The organism is Saccharothrix variisporea, assembly GCF_003634995.1.
GTDB classification, from domain to species: domain Bacteria; phylum Actinomycetota; class Actinomycetes; order Mycobacteriales; family Pseudonocardiaceae; genus Actinosynnema; species Actinosynnema variisporeum.
The window spans coordinates 5,875,618-5,894,672 of sequence record NZ_RBXR01000001.1 but is presented as its reverse complement, the minus strand read 5'-3'; the positions used below and the strand labels follow the sequence as shown (position 1 = coordinate 5,894,672).

The following is a 19,055-nucleotide window of genomic DNA, read 5'->3' as shown; positions in this document are numbered from 1 at the left end:
GTCATCCCCTCGTCCGCCGGGGTCGGCGTGCTCGCACATGTCATATCAGTATCGAGCGACGCCTTCGCTCATCTCCGTGCGGTGTGCGCCGACCGCGACTGGATGAGCACCGTGCGTCGCGACAAGGCTCACCAGCGGGTGCCTGCTGATCACCACAACGACACACGAAGGTGTGCCCGGTAGCAGGGGGCGCACGTGGTCCGCGTCCCGAGCGGCGTCCAGCACCAGGAGCGCTCGACGGTCGGCCAGCACGCTCCGGTACAGCGCGAAACGCTCCTCCGGGTCGTGCGGCACCCGCTCCGCAGGCACCCCGCACGCCACCAGCACCGCGCGCGCCGCTTCCGCCGCATCGACCGGGTCGGGTCGGTGTCCGCGCAGATCCAAGAACAAGGTGCCGTCGGGAAAGCTGGCCCGCACAGCTCCGGCCCACTGCACCGCGAGGGCGGTCTTACCGACCCCTTCGGGTCCCACGAGCGCCAAGAGCGGGAATCCCTCGTCCACCGCGTTGGAGAGTTCGTCCACCAGCGCGAGCCGAGGGACCCCAGCCAGCCCATCGGGCAACCGCAGGTCCGGCACCCCGCTGCCCGCCACGATCCGTTGGTGCAGCGCCCGCAACCGCAAGTCCGGGTCCAGTCCCAGCTCTTCGGCCAGCAAAAGGCGCGACTCCTCGTACACCGCCAGCGCCGCGGCCGTCTCACCGGACTGGTGCAGCGCGGTCATCAACTGGGCGCGGAACCTCTCGCGCAGCGGATACCGGATGACCAGGTCGCGGAGTTCGGTGACGAGCCGACCTGGGTGACCGACAGCAAGGTCGGCATCGATGCGGCGTTCAAGCACCGACAGGCGTTCCTCGTCCAGCAGCGCCCGGTACTCGCCGAGCGGTGCCTGCGGCACGTCCGCCAGAGGCTCACCCCGCCACTGGGCCAAAGCCGCGGCGTAGCTGCCACGGTGGGCCAGCTCGCGGAAGCGGTCGAGATCCAGCGCACCTTCCCCGACCTCCGCGCGGTAACCGGCGGTCACGGTGCGGATGACGTCCACCGGCCTCAACGCGTGTCTCAAGCGAGTGATCGCCATGTGCAGAGTGGCCAAAGCACGACGGTGATCGCTAATTCCCGACCACATTCGATCGACCAACTCGTCCGCACTCACGACCTGGTTCGCCCGCAGCAGCAGCAAGGCCAGCAGCACCCGGCTCTTCCCGGGTGGCACCGGCACGACCTCGCCCGCGTGCTCGACCTCCAACGGCCCAAGCACCCGGAACTCGACGCCCCCCTTGCCGGTCATGGTCATCCGCTGTACCGCCGCAGCCGTTCGCGGACCAACTCCCCGTCGTGGTGGCCGACTTCATCGAAGATCTGTGCGGATTCGGTCCACCGATCGCGTGCGCCGACGACGTCGCCGCCCTCGGCGAGCACGTCGCCCAACATCATCAGCGACCTACCCGTTTGGTAGCGGTCACCGCGCCGCAGCCAGACGTCGACCGCTCGCCGGAGGTTCTCGGCGGCGGATGCCCGGTTCCCGGTCTTGAGCAGCGCGAGTCCGATGTTCTCGTAGGTGGCCCCGGTCCCGAAGTAGTCGTCGAGGCTCTCGTGGATCTCGATCACCTCCCGGATCGCGGCAAGCCCGGATTCCACGTCGCCCACCTCGATGGCGTTGGCGCCGATCAGGCTCAACACACTGACTCTCGCCGCCTCGTCGCCGATGTCGGTGTAGAGCGCCAGTGATCGGCGGGCCCACTCCAACGATTCGGCACGGTGGCCGGCTTCATCCGCGACGGCGGCGAGACCCCAACAGGTGAACGCTTCGCCGCGCTGGTTCCCTGCGGAGACTTCGAGCGACAGCGCCAACTTCAACTGCCGCGCCGCTTCCTCATATTCGCGCGACCTCAGTTGGTGGCCGCCGAGCGATTGCCGCATCCGTGCCTGTCCCTCGACATCGCCGACTGCCTGGGCGGCCTCGATCCCGACCAGGTGCACGTCGACCATCTCCCGCCACCGGCCTGAGCGCTCATGGAAGTCGGCCAGTGCCCAAGCCAGCCGCCAGGTGTGGGCGTCCGACCGGCCCACAAGCCCGAGGATGGCGGCTTCCTCCACGATCAACCACTCGCCGGCCGTGGTGTGGGTGAATTCGAGCGTCACGCTTCCTGGTGGCGGCTGGTCGACAGCGATCGGTGTGCGGTGCGGGTTGTACGCCAGTGCCGCGTTCACCGCAGATGTGACGTAATGACCGAGGAGCCTCGCTTCGGCTTCTTCACGCTCTGTCTCCACCACCTCGGCGAGCCGTTCGGCCGCGAAGTCCCGCACCAGGTCGTGGAACGCGAACCGGTCGAGCCGCGGCCGGGACAACAGGTGCGCGTCGAACAGCGCCTCCAGCACCCCCTCGGCCTCTTCGACTGGCACGGCCATGAGGGAAGCTGCCGCCGCGACGCCGAAATCCGGGCCCGGGTGCAGGCTGAGCAGCCGGAACAGTCGCGCCGCGGCAGCGGGCAGGTTCCGGTAGGACGACCAGAACATCGCTCGGACGCTGCCCACCGCGTCACCCGCGTCCAGTGCGCCCAACCTGCCGCTCTCGCTCGACAACTCGCCGAGCAGGTCGTCCAGTTTCAGCACGGTGTCCGTGGCCGCGCGAGCGGCGACTACCGCCAGGGCCAACGGCAGCCCGGCACAGCGGTCGACCAGCCCTGCCGCCGCCGACCGCTCGCCGTCCACCCGGTGTTCGCCGAGGCGACGGGTGAGCAGCGACCACGCTTCTTCGTGCTGCAGCGGGTCGAGCACGATCGGGGCGGCGGAGGTGAGTCCGCCCAATCGGTTCCGGCTCGTGACCAAGATCAGGCTCGGCGACGCCATGGGCAGCAACGGGCGCACGTGCTCGACGTCCCGGGCGTTGTCCAGCACGACCAACACCTGTTTGCGGCGGAAGACGTCCTGGTAGAGCGCTGCTTCGGCATCAGGATCCTGTTGTCCCCGCTCCGCGGGGACCCCGAGCGCGTTCAGGAACGCACGTCGCACCGCTCCGACCGCGACCGGCGAGGCAGACGGGTCGAACCCACGCAGGTTGGCGTAGAGCTGCCCATCCGGGAAGCGGTCGGCGTGCTGGTGCGCCCAGTGCAGGGCGAGCGCGGTCTTCCCGATGCCGCCAACGCCGTTGATCGCCGAGATGACCACGGTCCCGCTACTCTCGGTACGCGAGTCCACCAGGCGCGTCAGCCGGTCGAGTTCTCGAGCCCGACCGACGAAGTGCACCGGACCGGCGGGCAGCTGGCGCGGTACCGGGACGGTGGTGTCCGCGGCGTCCTCCCGCAACACCAACTCCTGCGCCGAGCGCAACCCTGGTCCCGGTTTGGCGCCCAGTTCGCGGGCCAGCACGTTCGCGGCTTCCTGATAAGCGGCGAGCGCGTCGGCGCGGCGACCGGTCCGGTGCAGGACGCGCACGAGGAGCGCCCAGAACGGCTCGTGGAGCGGGTGCGTTCGGGTCAACGCCTGGAGCTCCACGACCAGCGCGTGGTCGGCACCGGTTCTCAGATCGGATTCGATGCGCCTCTCCAGCACAGCCAACTTGTGGACCACCAGCGGTACCACCTCGTCTTGGTGCAGGGTGTCGGAGCGGATGTCGCCGAGCGGGTCTCCCCTCCACAGGCCCAACGCTTCGGCGTACCGGCCCTGCTCGACCAAGGCGCGGTAGCGGTAGAGGTCGAGGCTGCCTTCGGGTATGTCGGCGACGTAGCCGTCGGGCATGGTGCGGACGACGTTCGCCGGGCCGAGAGCTCGGCGGAGCCGGGTGACAACCATCTGCAACGTGGCCTTCGCCCGCGACGGGTTGGGCGGCTCGCCGTCCCACAGCCAGTGCACGAGTGTCCGAGTGGGCACGGCTTCGCCGGCCCGCAGGAGAAGGCCTCCCAACAAGGTCCGCGCCCGTCCCTCCGGCACCGGCACAGCCCGGTCGCCGATGCGCACCTCCAGCGGTCCGAGCACCGAGAACGAGATCTCCTCCGGTGTGCCGGTCACCTGGCGTTCACCCCGGTCCGCAGGGCGTCCTGGGTCAGCGCTCGCACGCGTCTCAGCGTTTCGACCATGCGTTCCAGTGCCTCGGTCGCGCCGACGCCCTCATGTGCTGGGATCGCCTCGGCCAGCAGGCGCTCCGCGTCAGCGGCCCGGTCCGCCGCGAGGTAGCTCTCCGCGAGGTTCGCGGCCGCGTTCGCGGAGCCCAGTCCCTCTACCAGCGATTGGAAGATCCGGTACGCGCGCTCCGCGAAAGCGATAGCCGCGCGGTGGTCGCCGGACGCCGACGCGACTCTCGACGCGTGGCTGAGGACGTAGGCCGTACCCCGCAGGTCGCCGGCTGCTTCGATCAACTCCAGCGACCGCCGCGAGGTGGTCGTCGCCCGTTCGAGGTCGCCGTGGCGCAGCGCGTACACCGAGATCCGGTGTTGGACGGCCGCCTCTGCGACCGGGCTGATCGACGTGGCCAGCTCCGCGGCCTCCTCGAACAGGGGTGTTGCCTCGTCGACTCGGTCGGCCCACGCGAGCATGGATGCGTGTTCTCGCAACGCGGAGAGGTAGGTGAGCGGTTCGCCGGCCTCCCGTGCGATCTCGACAGCACGCCTGGCCAAGTCCACGGCCGGTCGGTCGTCGAAGACCGATTGGTAGTACGCCCACGACGCCAGGTGATTAGCCAACCAGAGCAGGTCACCACACGACTCCATGCCCTCCGCGCAGATCCGGAACTGCTCGACCAGTTCGTCCGTCATGCCCGCCATGGCGATGTGCGCGAGGCGGCCGTGCTCGGCGCGCCACATCAGCGTGAAATCACCCGCCTTCTCGGCGCTGTCCCTGAGCAGGGCGTTCAACCCTGCCATCCGGTCGCCTGCCACGATCGCGGCCGCGTCGAGGTGGTTGGCGAGCTCCAACAGGTCCATGCCGGGCCGGGGCCAGCCGTGCGTTGCGCACATCTCGATCGCACGGGTGAACTGCCGGTGCTCGGCCACCAGCCACGACGTCGGCCGTTCGGTCAGTCGTGCCACGACCGACGACTCCAGCTCGGGGACCACGACATCGACCGGTGCGACCGGCACGGCGTCGATGGTCAAGGGCACCTCCGATCCCGCTGCATCGGCGAGGAGCAGGAGCGCGTCCACGTAGTGCCGCAGGTGTGCGTTGTCTTCTGGGGAAAGGAGTTCGGCCGCGTAGTCGGCGAGCAGATCGTGCAGGCGGTATCGAGGTTCGCCGGTTGCGTCCACACCGAGCTCTTCGAGGAGGTTCGCCTCCAGCAGCCGCTCCACCAGGCGATCGCCGTCGCCGCCGGTCAGGACGGACACCACCCAGGCGGCGAAGTCGAGGGTGCTCAGGAAGCCGAGCCGGCGGAACGCGGCCGCGACTTCCTCATCCAGGGCCGCGTAGCTCAGCTCGAAGCTGGCCCGCACCTCCATGTCCGCCGTGGACAGTTCGTCCAGCCTCCGCTGCTCGTCGGACAAGCGGCCCGCCAGCAGGTGCAGCGGCAGGTTCGGGCGGGTGGCCAGCCGGGCGCCGACGATGCGCAGCGCGAGGGGCAGGCCGCCGGTCGCGGCCACGATCGCCTCGGCCGCCGCTCGTTCGGCAGACACGCGCTGGGCGCCGATCATGCGCGTCAGGAGCTGGAGGCCGTCGGCCGCCGCTAGGGGGCGCAGGCGCACCACGCTGCCACCCTCCAAGCCGGTCAGGAGGTTCCTGCTGGTGATCAGTACCGCACAGGAGGCGCTGCCCGGCAGCAGGTGGCGCACCTGCTCCACGTCGGCGGCACCATCGAGGACGACCAGCACCGCCCGATCAGCCAACCGCGACCGGAACGCCGCGGCTCGCGCGCCGATGTCCTCGGGTACGGACGTCATGGGCACGCCGACGGCGGCCAGCAGCTCGACCAGCACCTCGGCCGGGTCGCGGGGTTCGGACGTGCCGTCCCCGAGGTTGACGAAGAGCTGGCCATCGGGGAACCGGTCGCTCAGGCCGTGCGCGATGCGGACGGTCAGGGCGCTCTTACCGGACCCGGGAGGGCCGGTGACGACGGTGATCGGGACAGCGCTCGCCGTCGTGCGACCGGTGAGGGCCTGCCCGACCTCGCGGTGGACGTCGTCCCGGCCGACGAAGTCCGCGGTGACGGGCGGGAGTTGGCGTGGCGTCGGCCATGCCGCGGTGACCGGCGCGATCACGGGTTCGCCGGACAGCACCGACTGGTGGATGTCGCGCAGCTCCTTGCTGGGCGCGACGCCCAGCTCGTCGTCCAGCAGCTTGGCGACGGTCCGGTAGGTCGCCAGGGCGTCGGCTTGGCGGCCCGAGCGGGACAGGGCGAGCATCAGTTGGCCCCAGAAGCGCTCGCGCAGCGGGTGGCGGGCGACGAGGGTGCGCAGTTCCGCCACCAGCTCGGCGGACTTCCCCTCCTCCAGGTCCGCCTCGACACGTCGTTCCAGGGCGGCCAGGCGCTCCTCCACCAGGGCCTCGACCTCGGTGTGCAACGCGTCGGACCGGAGGTCGGCCAGCGGTTCCCCGCGCCACAGCGCCAACGCCTCGGCGAACCGCCCGCCCCCCACGAGGGCGCGGAAGCGGTGCAGGTCCAGGGCGCCTTCGGGCACGACCGCCTGGTAGCCGCCCGCGACCGTGCGGACGACGTTCGCCGGACCCAGCGCCTGCCGAAGGCGGGTCACGGTCATCTGCAGAGTCGCCCGCGCACGGGCCGGGTTGGCCGGAGCGCCGTCCCAGACGCGGTCCACCAGGGCGTCGGCGGACAGAACTTCGTTGGCGTGCAACAACAACGACGCCAGCAGCACCGCCGTGCGGCCGGACGGGACCGGTACCTGCACGCCGTCGTGCCAGACCTCCAACGGGCCCAGGACTTTGAATTCCGTGACCATCAACTGCCCCCCTGGTGTTGATGATGTCGGTCAGGGTCTTTGCAGGGCTTGACGCGCCCTAACTCGGGCTTCTGCCATGCGGTCCAGAGCTTCGGACGCGCCCACCCCCTCATGGGTCGACATTGCCTTTTCCAGGAACGCCAAAGCGTCCGCCGGACGGTCGGCGGCCAGGTAGCTCTCGGCCACGTTCGCGGCGGCGGTGGCGGAGCCGATGCCTTCCGCCAGACCGGTGAACATCTCGTAGGCGCGTTGTGCTTTGTCGATCGCGCTGTCGTGGTTGCCCAGGGCCGCATCCACCCTGGACGCATGGCTCAGGACGTGGGCGGTAGCGCGGAGGTCGTGGGTGTTGGCCAGGAGTTCCATGGTGGTTCTTGACGCTCGAGCGGCTAGTTCCAGGTCGTTGTTGCGCAAGGCGTACATGGAAATGCGGTGTTGGACTTGGGCTTCGGACAGTTTGTCCGGTTGGGTGCGGCTGAGCGTGATGGCTTTCTCGAATAGTGGGAGGGCGTCAGCCATTCGGCCGCTCCACGCCACCATCGACGCGTACTCGCGCAGGGCGGAGAGGTAAACGGTCTCGTCGCCGGCTTGTTCGGCCAGGGTGGCGGCGCGGGCGGCCATGTCCACGGCGGGTTTGCCGTCGTAGACGGACTGGTAGTACGCCCACGTGGCGAGGTGGCAGGCCAGGGTGAGGGTGTCGCCGATGGCTTCCAGGCCCTCGGCGCACTTGCGGAAGTCGTCGATGATCCGTGCGTCCACGACGTCCTTCGCGGCCTCGCTGAGGCGGTGGTGTTCCATGCGGAGGGCGAGGTTGGTGTCGCCGGCCGCTCGGGCGCTCGCACTGGACAAGGCGTGCAGGCGGGCCATGCCGGCGCTGCCGATGAACACGTCCAGGTCCAGGTGGCTGGCTCGGTCGGCCAGGTCGGCGGCGATGTCGGGCCAGCCCTCGCGGGCGGCCACCTCGACGGCGCGGACGATCTGGCGCTGCTCTGCCACCAGCCACGCCGCTGAGCTGCGGGTCACGCGGTCGGCGTCGTGAGCGAGCGCGGGTTCGTGCACGTCGATCGGGCGCATGGGCAGCATGTCCACGTATAGCCGGGTGTCGTGCTGGGCCAGGTCGGACAGCAGGAGCAGGGCTTCGGCGTGGCGCCGCAGGCGGGCGCGGTTCTCGGTCGGGTCGTCCCGGGCGACCAGTTCGGCCGCGTAGACCGCGAGGAGGTCGTGCAGGCGGTAGCGGGGTTCGCCGGTGGCGTCGACGCCCATCTCTTGCAGGAGGTTCGCGTTGACCAGGTGCTCCACCAGGCGTTCGCCGTCGCCGTCGGTGAGGACGGACACCGACCAGGCCGCGAAGTCCAGCGGGCCGAGCAGTCCCAGGCGGCGGAACGCCGTGGCGACGTCGTCGTCCAGTTCGGCGTAGCTCAGCTCGAAACCGGCGCGGACCTCCATGTCCGCTGTGGACAGTTCGTCCAAGCGGCGGCGCTCGTCGGACAGGCGGGCTGCGAGCGCGCTCAGCGGCAGGCTCGGCCGGGTCGCCAGGCGGGCGCCCACGATGCGCAGCGCCAGCGGCAGGCCGCCGGTGGCCTCGACGACCACGTCGGCCGCCGCGCGCTCCCGGTCCACCCGGTCGTCGCCGATGATCCCGGACAGCAGGCGCAGGGCGTCGGCGTGGCCGAGCGGGTCCAGGCGCAGGACGCGACCGCCCGGCAGACCGGTCAAGTGGTGGCGGCTGCTGACCAGGACCCCGCACCGCGCGCCGCCGGGCAGCAACAGCCGCACCTGCTCCAGGTCCGCCGCGCCGTCGAGCACGAGCAGCACCGCCCGGTCGGCGACCCGGGACCGGAACGCCGCCGCGCGCGCCTCCACGTCCTCCGGGATGGACGCCAAGCCGACGCCCACCCCGGTGAGCAGCTCGGCCAGCACCTCGCCCGTGTCGCGGGGGCGGTGGGTGCCGTCGCCGAGGCGGACGAACAGCTGGCCGTCCGGGAACCGCTCGCTCAGGCGGTGCGCGAGGTGGACGGTCAGCGCGCTCTTGCCCGACCCGGGTGGACCGGTGACGACCGCGATCGGGACCGCCGTCGGCGAGGTGGGCGTGGTGAAGACAGCGGTGACCTCGCGATGCAGGTCCTCGCGGCCCACGAAGTCCGCGATGTCGGGTGGGAGCTGGCGGGGCAGCGGCCACGACGGGGAGTGCGGCGCCCCGGACAGCACGGTCTGGTGGACTTCGCGCAGCTCGGGACCGGGTGCGACGCCCAACTCGTCGTCCAGCAGCTTGGTCACCGAGCGGTAGGTGGCCAGGGCATCGGCCTGGCGGCCCGATCGGGACAGGGCGAGCATCAGCTGACCCCAGAATCGCTCGCGCAGCGGGTGGCGGGTGGTCAGCGCGCGCAGCTCGGCGACCAGCTCGGCGGAACGGCCCGCGTCCAGGTCGGCGTCGATCCGGCGTTCGAGGACGACCAGGCGTTCCTCCAGCAGCGGCGCGACCTCCTCTGCGTGCAGGACGTCGGAACGCACGTCGGACAGCGGGTCCCCCCGGTACAGCGCGAGGGCGTCGGCGAACCGGGCCTGCTCGACCAGCCGGCGGAAGACGTGCAGGTCGAGCTCGTCGGGTCCGATGTCGGCTACGTAGCCGTTGAAGGTGGTGCGCACGACGTTGACATCGCCCAGCGCCTGACGGAGCCGGGTCATCACCATGTGGAGGGTGGAACGGGCGCGGTGGGGGCTGGGAGGCGCGCCGTCCCAGAGGCGTTCGACGAGGGTGTCGACGGAGAGGGTTTCGCCTGCTCGCAGCAGCAGGGACGCCAGCAGGACCCGGGTGCGGCCCGCCGGGATCGGCACCAGCTCGCCGTCGCGCCGGACCTCAAGGGGACCGAGCACCTTGAACGCAGTCCTCATATCCCTCCTCCGAGCGGGGCACAGTTTACGGCCGGTCGCCGGTGCCGCGTGAGGTTCGCGTGACAGAGGTGTGAGGGCCGGTGGCCAGCATGGTTCGTGGGACGGCGAACCGTCCCGCTTCGGAGGAGGTGGTCGATCCGCCGGAGTCACCCCGTGGACTGATCCACGTGCTCGAAAGGGTGGGGCCTGGAACCCCCGACCCCGGGTCCCACCTGCCCGAGCGCACCCGGTCCACGCCGCGGGCCCCCAGCCGACGGCGTGAGTCGAGTGTGAGCGGGACCGGGCACAGTGGACAGCGTTCACCGCGGGGCGGTTCCGGGGACAGGACGGCGGTCGGCAACACGGGGGGTGCCGCGGTCCTGCGCCGGGGAGTCGGGGTTGGTGCGTCGTCGTTCAGGGGGTGACGTACCAGGCTCCGGCAGGCTCACCGGTGACCACCACGACCCGCGGACGTCCGTGCGCTCCCCCGTGCGGATGTCCGCGGGTCGCATTTTTCGGGAGGGGTCGCCCCACGCGCTGGGCGGCCCCTTTCGGCGTGTCCGGGGGGGTCGTGACAGAGCGAGGGGCCGCTCCCCGGGAGTGAGGAGCGGCCCCGTTCGACGTGTGGCTGCTAGTCGGGCTGGATCCAGGCGAACTGGATGCGCTGCTGGCCGAACTTGCGCGTCACCAGCGTGCCCCGGCCCGGGGGCTGTGGCGACGGCTTCAGGTTGCCGACGATCGCGCCCTCCTCCTTCGAGCCGGAACCCACCATGATCGGGGCCGAGATCTCCTTCAGCTTGCCCAGGATCGGGTCGTACATCGCCCTCGACGCGCCACCCATGCGCCGTGCCGCGATGATGTGCAGGCCGACGTCCTTCGCCTGCGGGATGAACTCCGCCAGCGGGGCCAGCGGGTTCTGGGCGCCCTGGGGGGCGACGAGGTCGTAGTCGTCCACGACCACGAACAGCTCGGGGCCCTTCCACCACGACCGGTTCTTCAGCTGTTCCTGCGTGACGTCCGGGCCCGGCAGGCGGCCGGCCATCGAGCCGCGCACGTCCTTGATCATGTCGGTCAGCTGGGCCGACGACACGGCGTAGGACAGCAGGTGGTCGGTGTCGATCAGCCCCAGCATGGTGCGGCGGTAGTCGACGAGCATGATCAGCGCCTCGGACGAGGTGTAGCTGCTCATGATGCCGCGCACGATGGTCCGCAGCATGTTCGTCTTGCCGGCTTCGCCGTCGGCCAGCGCCATGAAGTGCGGGTCGGCGTCGAAGTCCATGTAGACCGGCGCCAGCTCGTCCTCGTTGACGCCGATCGGCACCAGGTGGCCGCGGTTCGGGTTGATCTGCTGGACCTGGGCCATGAACTCCGGGTACGGCAGCAGGTCGGGCAGCAGCCGGACCTGCGGGGCGCGCCGGCCGCGCCAGGCGCCGTTGACCTTGGCGACCATGTCCTGCACGCCCGCCGCCACGTTCTCGGCGTCGGAGGACGCGTCGATGCGGGGCAGCGCGGTCAGGAAGTGCAGCTTCTGCGGGGACAGGCCGCGACCGGGACGGCCGGCGGGCACGTTGACCGCGACCTTCCGGTCCACGTCGGACTCGCTCGGGTCACCCAGGCGCAGCTCGAACCGCGTGGCCAGCAGGTCCTTCATCGCGGGCCGGATCTCCGCCCAGCGGTTCGCGGCCACGACCACGTGCACGCCGAACGACAGACCCTGCGCGGCCAGCGCCTGGACCTGCGGTTCCAGCGCCTCGAACTCCTGCCGGAAGTTCATCCAGCCGTCCACGACGAGGAACGCGTCGCCGAAGTCGTCGTCGCGGATCTCGCCGCGCCGCTTGCGGTTGCGGAACTCGACCATCGAGTCGATGCCCTGCGCCCGGAACCGGACTTCGCGCTCGGAGATCAGACCGGACAGCTCGGCCACCATGCGGCGGGCCTTGTCGACGTCCAGACGGGACGCGAAGCCACCGACGTGCGGCAGGTTCTCCAGCGACGCGAGCGTGCCGCCACCGAGGTCGAGGCAGTAGAACTGCACTTCCTCGGGGGTGTGCGTCAACGCCATCGACGTGATCAGCGTGCGCAGCATCATCGACTTGCCCGACTGCGGACCGCCGACGATCGCGCCGTGGCCGGCCGCACCGGAGAAGTCCGCCCACAGCAGGTCGCGCCGCTGCTCGAACGGCTTGTCCACGACGCCCAGCGGCACCTGGAGCTTGCCGTTGGAGAAGAACCCGGGCGGCGTGAGGCCGCGGTCCTCGGTGGCCTGGAGCGGGGGCAGGAGGGTGTCCAGCGACGGGGGCTCGTTCAGCGGCGGCAGCCACACCTCGTGCGCCGGCGGGCCCTGGCCCACCAGGCGGCTGACGATGACCTCGAGCTCGCTGGGCTCGTTGCTGTCCTCCTTCTCCTTCTCCTGCTTGACCGGTTCGACCGGCTTGACCGGTTCCTTGGGGATCTCGATGTAGTCCGGCACGAAGAACCGGGGCCGCTTGTCGCTGGACACCACGGCCGACGGGCCGGCCACCTGGATGCCGGCGGGCCGGTACGGGCCGGACACGTACAGCGCCTTGAACCGGGTCAGCGGCGCGCCCTGCACGCCGAGGTAACCCGAACCCGGGATGGGCGGCAGCTCGTAGGCGTCCGGCACGCCGATCGCGGCGCGCGACTCGGCGGCGGAGAACGTCTTCAGACCGATCCGGTAGGACAGGAACGTGTCCAGACCGCGCAGCTTGCCTTCCTCCAGTCGCTGCGAGGCCAGCAGCATGTGCATCTGGAGCGACCGGCCGACGCGGCCGATCTGGAGGAAGATGTCGATGAAGTCCGGCTTGGCGGTCAGCATCTCGGAGAACTCGTCGATGCAGATGAACAGCGCGGGCAGCGGGTCGAGGTCGGCGCCGTTCTCGCGGGCCTTCTCGTAGTCCCACACGTTCTTGTAGTTGCCCTTGGCCAGGACTTCCTGCCGCCGCGCGACCTCGCCCGCGATGGCGTCCTTCATGCGGTCGACCAGGGTCAGGTCACCGGAGAGGTTGGTGATGACCGCGGCGACGTGCGGGGCCTTGTCCAGGCCGAGGAACGTCGCACCACCCTTGAAGTCGACGAGGATCATGTTCAGCGACGTCGAGGAGTGCGTGGCCAGCAGGCCCAGCACCAGCGTGCGCAGGAACTCGGACTTGCCGGAACCGGTCGCGCCGATGCACAGGCCGTGCGGGCCCATGCCCTCCATGGCCGCTTCCTTGATGTCCAGCTCCACCTGCTGGCCGAACTCGCCGATGCCGAACGGCACGCGGTAGCGGTCGCGGACCGGCCGGGGCCGCCACGCCTGCTGCACGTCGAAGGTCATCGGGTCGCCCTGGAGGCCCAGGAACTCGATCAGCGGCGGGTTGTTGGACATCGACAGCGGGTCCTCGTCGCTGCCGCCCGCGTCCACGCCGCCGATCCGGTACGGCGACAGCCGCCGGGCCAGCGCCTCGGCCTCGGGCACGGACAGCCAGTCCGGCGAGCCGAACCACTCGACGCCGCTGGCGCTGCGCGCGCCCAGCTTGTCGTCCTCGATGACCAGGCGCAGGCCGCGCCGGGCGGTCAGGTTGCCCAGCGACTCGGACAGGTCGAGCAGGGTGACGCCGACCAGGCCCTCTTCCAGGATGATCTGCTCTTCGCGGGTGACGTCGCCGTCGTCGATGACGATCACGATGTGCGGCTGGTCGGCGGGCGGCGGCGCGTTGCGGGTGAACCGCTGGCGGTCGCGCAACTGCTCGTCCAGCATCTGCTCGACCTCGGTCAACGACGAGGCCATCATGCGCATCTGGCCGATGCCGTCGACGATGTTCGGGTGCTGAACGTGCGGCAGCCACTTCATCCACTCCCACTCGGCCTTGGTGCGGCCGGTGGTGACCACGGCGATGAGCAGGTCGTCCGGGGAGTGGAAGGTCGCCATCTGGGCGATCAGGGCACGGGCCAGGCCGCGCTTGGCGCCGGTCTCGCCGAGCAGGCCGACGGCGGCGAAGCCGCGCAGCGCGATCGAGATGGGCAGGTCGGGCACCAGCGAGTGGGCGCGCACGAACCGGCGCAGCGCCAGCGTGGCGATCGGCTCCAGCTCCTCGACCGGGCCGGTCTGCGGCGGCACGAGGCGGGTGGCCAGGCGCTGCGAGCCGCGGCCGGCGCGCAGGTGGCAGAAGTCGGGGTCGTTCTGCCGCCGCTCCCACATGCGGCGGGTGGTGGCCAGCGACCACAGCATCTGCGGGTCGGGGTGCACCCACTCCCGCTCGGCGCGCTGCTCGTTGGCGGCTTCCCGGGCGCGGTCCCGCATCTGGCCGAGGTAGCGCAGGTAGTCCTTGCGGTCCTCGTTCATCTCGGCCTTCTTCTGGCCCTTGCCCCCACCCATCCCGCCCGCCATCATGCCGATGGTCGAGATCATCATCATGCCGGGCATGATCATGGCGGCCGGGTTCTTGCCGCTGTAGCTGAACATCAGGACCATCATCCCGACGGACGACACGATCATGACGGCCGGCATCGCCTTCATCATGATGTTGCCGGGGATGATCCGGGGCACCTCGGGCGGCGGTTCGAGGTGGACCTCACCGCCCGGCGGACGGGGAGCAGCGAGGCGTGCCGTGCGCTTGAACTGCAGCGTGCTCACCTAACAGGCACCTCTTCACACTCTCTCGAACCGACTCGCGTGTCACAACCGCGGTTGCCAACCGACACTATTGCGCATCGGAACCCGCCACGAAGGTGGGTCGTGAAAATCCACCGGGCCCGTGTTCGCCGGAACGGCCCTCCTCCGGTCACCCGTTCCGGCCATACTGTGTCCCGCCCCTGGCGACCGGCCCGTTCGGCGGGCCAATAAGGTCGGGGCGGGACGCAGACACGCAAGATGACTTAGGGGGCCCTGGTGGCGACCGGTACGACGGTGTTCAGCCGGGTGACGGTGGTTGCGCCGCGCACGCGTATCGACGTCGCGCTCCCCGCCGACGTCGCGGTGGCCGACCTGCTGCCGATGCTGCTGGACATGGCCAAGGAGGCCACTCCGGACGGTGGTGTGCGGCACGGCGGGTGGGCGCTGGCGAAGCTGGGCGACAGCCCGCTCGACCCCAGCCGCACGCTGGCCTCGCTGGGCATCGTGGACGGCGAGCTGCTCCAGCTGCGCAAGCGCAACGAGAACCCGCCGCCGCCGCTGTACGACGACGTGGTGGACGCGATCGCCGAGTCCGACCCGGACAGCTTCCGGCCGTGGACGAAGGACACCGCGCGCAAGTACGGCCACATCGCGGGCGCGCTGGCGCTGGTCGCCGCCGCCGTCGCGGTGCTGCTGTCCGGCCCCCTGGTCGGCGGCGCCGGCCTGTGGCCCGCGATCTGCGCGGGCGCGATGGCGGTCGTGGCGCTGGCCGCGGGCGCGGTGATCGCCCGGTCCTACAACGCGGTCGGCACGGGCGTGCTGATCGCCGCCGCGGGCGGGCTGCCCATGGCGTACGTGGCGGGCCTCTACATCGTGCCGGGCGCGGTCGGGCGGCCGAACCTGCTGCTGGCCAGCGTCCTGGTGCTGATCTTCGCCTCCGCGGCCATCCTGCTGATCGGGCGCGGCATCACCGTGTTCATCGCGGCGGCCACCGCGGGCGCGCTCAGCGGCCTCGCGTTCCTCGTCGGCATCTTCGTCGACCACCCGATCGTGGGGATCGCGGCGGCCACGGCGGCGGTGTCGCTGGCGGCGCTGTCCGCGCTGCCCCGGTTGACCATCCAGCTGGCGAAGCTGCCGCTGCCGACCGTGCCGGGCAGTGCCGAGGACCTCAAGGAGGACACCGGCTTCCCCGAGTACGCGGTGATCGAGCGGCGCACCGCCAACGCCCACGAGTACCTGACCGGCATGATCATCGGCTGCGGCGGCACGGCCGCGCTGTTCTCGGTGATCGCCGCGGGCGACGGCACCATCTGGGGTCCCGCGCTCGCGGTCACCGTCGCGCTGGTGCTGATGCTGCGCGGCCGGGCCTACGCCAACGGCGCGCAGGCGGTGGCGCTGCTGGTCAGCGGCATGGCGGCGGCCACGGGCGTGCTGCTGGGCTGGCTCGTGCAGTCCTCGCTGGACCACCGGCTGCTGTTCGTGTTCGGCACGCTGGTCCTGGTCGGCGCGGCGGCCCTGGTGCTCGGCGTGATCTTCCCCGGCCAGAAGTTCTCGCCGGTGCTGCGCCGGACGGTGGACGTGCTGGAGGCGATCCTGATCGCCATCGTGCTGCCGCTCGCGCTCGCCGTCATGGACCTGTACGTCGCCATGCGCCAGCTGATCCCGGCCTGAGCCATGCGGAACACGACACGGAAGTCCGCCGCAGCGGTGGCCGTGGCGCTGACCCTGGTCACCACCCCCGGCGCGTACGCGCAGCAGCCGTCCACCACGGCCGCGAACCAGCCCAACTCGGTGCCGCCGCCGGTGGACCGCAGCCGCACGCCGAAGTTCGAAGAGCCCAGGGAAGACGTCGACTACACGCAGAAGAACCAGTGCATCGCCTCCAACACCGGGAACAAGAACATCCCGAACAAGCCGTGGGGCCAGATGCAGCTGCGGCTGGAGGAAGCGCACCGGTTCGCCACCGGCGCGGGCATCAAGATCGCCATCATCGACACCGGCGTCAACGAGCACCCGCGCCTGAAGGGCCGGGTCATCCCGGGCGGCGACTACGTCGAGACCGAGAAGCACGGCATCGACGACTGCGACGGCCACGGCACCGAGGTGGCGGGCGTCGCGGCGGCGAGCAAGGACGAGACGACCGGTTTCGTGGGCGCCGCGCCGGAGGCGCTGATCCTCGCCTACCGGCACACCAGCAGCAACTTCCACTTCGAGTCGAAGACCGACAAGAGCCAGAACCGGGACTCGGCGGGCAAGGTCGGCACCCTGGCCAAGGCGATCGTCGCGGCGGCCACCGAGGGCGCGAGCGTCATCAACATCTCGCTGACCTCGTGCGAGCAGCCCCACCCGCAGAGCGACCAGGAGAAGGAGCTCCAGGCCGCGATCGACTGGGCGGTCAACGAGAAGAACGTGGTCATCGTCACCGCGGCCGGCAACTTCACGCAGAAGGACGGCTGCGCGTTCCAGAACGACAACGAGGACCCGAACAACGTCAACATCATCGCCTCGCCGCCGTGGTACGCCGACAACGTCCTGTCGGTGGCGTCCATCGGCTCGTCGGGCAACGTGTCGTCGTTCTCGGTGTGGGGTCCTTGGGTCAGCGTGGCCGCGCCGGGTGAGGACATCGTCACGCTCGACCCGAAGGGCGAGGGCCTGACCAACTCCAACGAGGGTCCCACCGGCCAGACCCGCATCCAGGGCACCAGCTTCGCCTCGCCGTACGTGGCGGGCGTGGTGGCCCTGGTGCGCCAGCGCTTCCCGAACCTCAGCGCCAAAGAGGTGATGAACCGCATCAAGGCCACCGCCCAGCACCCGGGCAACCCGGCCGGGCGGGACAACAAGGTCGGCGCGGGCATGATCAACCCGGTGGCCGCGCTGACGGCGGAGCTGCCGTCCGAGCGCGCCGACTTCAAGCCCGCCCAGCCCACGCAGGTGATGACCAACCTGGACCCGCTCAACCCGGCCGACCCGACCCCGATGATCGTGGCGCTGTCGGGCACGGGCGGCGGTGTGGGCCTGCTCCTGCTCACGCTGTTCGTGGTGCACACGGTGAACCGCAACCGGGCGAAGCGGGCGGCGGTGCCGGTCAAGCGCTCGGTGCTCTAGACGCACGTGAAAAGGGCCGCTCCCGATCTTCGGGGCGGCCCTTCTTCGCGCGTGGGGTCGGCTTCGCGCGTGGGGTCAGTCGTCCTCGCCGAGCACCTGGGGCGCGGTCTTCTTCGGCTTGCCCAGCAGGTCCTCGGTGGTGCCGGTGATCCGGAACTTCGACTTGTGCTCCTTGTCACCGCCCTGCTGGCCGCCGGCGCCCATGCCGCCCATCATGCCGCCGCCCATCATGCCCATGCCGCCGCCACCGGCCGCCGGGCCACGTCCACCACCGGGCGCCGCTGCCGCCGCCGGAGCGGCGCCGCTCTCGACCGGCCTCGGTTCCTGGACGGTCGTGTAGCCGCCGGCGCCCAGGCGTTCCGCGGGCGACCCACCCGGCACACCACCGCCTCCGGGCACACCACCACCGCCTGGCACCCCACCACCGCCACCGACGCTGCCGCCACCCCCGACACCACCGCCGCCCACCGCGGCACCGCCACCGACCCCGGCGGGCTTGACCGGCTCCGGCGTGGCGGGCGGGGTGGGGGCGGCCGGCTTCTTCGGCTCGGTGAACGTCCAGTCCTTCTCGGGGTACTTGTGCTCCATCTTCACGTCGGCGAAGTCCGAGGACTCCCCGGACACCCCGTCGCACAGCCGCAGGAAGGCCTCCAGGATGTCCCGGACCGACTCGTAGAGCTCCTTCGCCGGGTCGCGCAGCTCGTCCAGCACCTCGACCACCCGGCGGTCGCCGTCCAGCGGGAGAGCCGCCGCGCCGGACACCGTGTCGGCGGCCTCCGCGTACACGCGGGCCATGTCCTCGACGATGCCGCGGATGCCGTCGGCGGTCTGGTCCAGCGCGTCACCCATGGCGTGCATGGCGTCGGACATGTCGTGCCCGGCCAGGCCCACGGACTGCATGTGCGCCACGAACGAGTCGGCGTCCTTGCCCTGCCAGGCGGAGTCCAGCTTGCCCAGCGGCTTGGTCAGGTCGCGGGTCACGTGCTCGGCGACCAGACCGGCCTTGCGCCAGCGCTCGGCCTCCTCGTGCAGGTCGTTCCACGAGCCGACGACGGGCTCGAAGTAGTCGGCGACGAGGTCCTGCAGCCCGAGCCGGCGGCTGATGCCGGAGAGGTAGTCCAGCTCGGCGCTCACCTCGGCGACCAGGTGCCGGCCGTCCTTGCGCATCACGAGCCCTCCAGGCGGCGCTGGGCCTTCTTGATCAGGGCGACGGCCTCGTCCTCCTGGCCGCCGTAGTGCTTGGCGACCGCGTGCAGGTTCTTCGACGCCGAAGCCAGCACCTCGCACGCCCGGTCGAGCTGCTGGTTGAGCATCCCGGCCGCGCGGGCGTAGGCCTCGGAGGTGCGCAGCGTCTTGCCCAGCTCGCCGAAGCTGTGCGGGCGCACCGGCGCGGCTCTGAGCTGCTCACGCGCCTTGGACAGCTCGTCGGCCGCCTCTTCGACGCGCTGCGCGTACAGCTCCACCCACCGCGCGTCGACGCTGACCCTGCCCGACCCCGAAGCCGGGGGGCGTCGTGACTCGTACACCCGGACACCTCCTTAAGCGTCAGGTGTGACGGTCCCGGACGCCCCCGGGTTCCGCCGAAAG

Annotated in this window: 9 protein-coding genes; 2 read left to right on the top strand and 7 right to left on the bottom strand. The window is 70.9% G+C overall.

Annotated elements, in window-relative coordinates:
• Positions 1-45: 45 nt before the first annotated feature.
• The 5 genes from DFJ66_RS26900 to eccCa form a co-directional block, all read right to left on the bottom strand.
• Positions 46-1,290, bottom strand: coding sequence for an AfsR/SARP family transcriptional regulator (locus tag DFJ66_RS26900; RefSeq protein WP_121224973.1), 1,245 nt, complete (start codon positions 1,288-1,290; stop codon positions 46-48).
• Complete coding sequence (locus DFJ66_RS26895; protein ID WP_121224971.1) at positions 1,287-4,004, bottom strand: AfsR/SARP family transcriptional regulator; 2,718 nt, start codon at positions 4,002-4,004, stop codon at positions 1,287-1,289. The genes DFJ66_RS26900 and DFJ66_RS26895 overlap by 4 nt, the downstream gene beginning before the upstream one ends.
• Complete coding sequence (locus DFJ66_RS26890) at positions 4,001-6,880, bottom strand: AfsR/SARP family transcriptional regulator (protein ID WP_121224969.1); 2,880 nt, start codon at positions 6,878-6,880, stop codon at positions 4,001-4,003. Before DFJ66_RS26890 ends, DFJ66_RS26895 begins: the two co-directional genes overlap by 4 nt.
• 30 nt (positions 6,881-6,910) lie before the next feature.
• Positions 6,911-9,769, bottom strand: a complete 2,859-nt coding sequence (locus DFJ66_RS26885) for an AfsR/SARP family transcriptional regulator (RefSeq protein ID WP_121224967.1) — start codon at positions 9,767-9,769, stop codon at positions 6,911-6,913.
• A gap of 610 nt (positions 9,770-10,379) precedes the next feature.
• Complete coding sequence (gene eccCa, locus DFJ66_RS26880; protein ID WP_121224965.1) at positions 10,380-14,384, bottom strand: type VII secretion protein EccCa; 4,005 nt, start codon at positions 14,382-14,384, stop codon at positions 10,380-10,382.
• A gap of 255 nt (positions 14,385-14,639) precedes the next feature.
• Here eccCa and eccD point away from each other — a divergent pair, with 255 nt between their 5' ends.
• Positions 14,640-16,034: a type VII secretion integral membrane protein EccD gene (gene eccD, locus DFJ66_RS26875; RefSeq protein ID WP_121224963.1), complete on the top strand. Its 1,395-nt coding sequence runs from the start codon at positions 14,640-14,642 to the stop codon at positions 16,032-16,034.
• Positions 16,035-16,037: 3 nt separating this feature from the next.
• On the top strand, positions 16,038-17,468 hold the full coding sequence (mycP, locus tag DFJ66_RS26870) for a type VII secretion-associated serine protease mycosin (RefSeq protein ID WP_121224961.1): 1,431 nt from the start codon (positions 16,038-16,040) through the stop codon (positions 17,466-17,468).
• A gap of 75 nt (positions 17,469-17,543) precedes the next feature.
• On the opposite strand, the gene DFJ66_RS43625 is transcribed toward mycP, so the two are convergent.
• Entirely contained in the window at positions 17,544-18,635 is a 1,092-nt protein-coding gene (locus tag DFJ66_RS43625) for a WXG100 family type VII secretion target (RefSeq protein ID WP_147459373.1), read from the bottom strand.
• On the bottom strand, positions 18,635-18,994 hold the full coding sequence (locus DFJ66_RS26860) for a hypothetical protein (RefSeq protein ID WP_121224959.1): 360 nt from the start codon (positions 18,992-18,994) through the stop codon (positions 18,635-18,637). The genes DFJ66_RS43625 and DFJ66_RS26860 overlap by 1 nt, the downstream gene beginning before the upstream one ends.
• Positions 18,995-19,055: the final 61 nt, after the last annotated feature.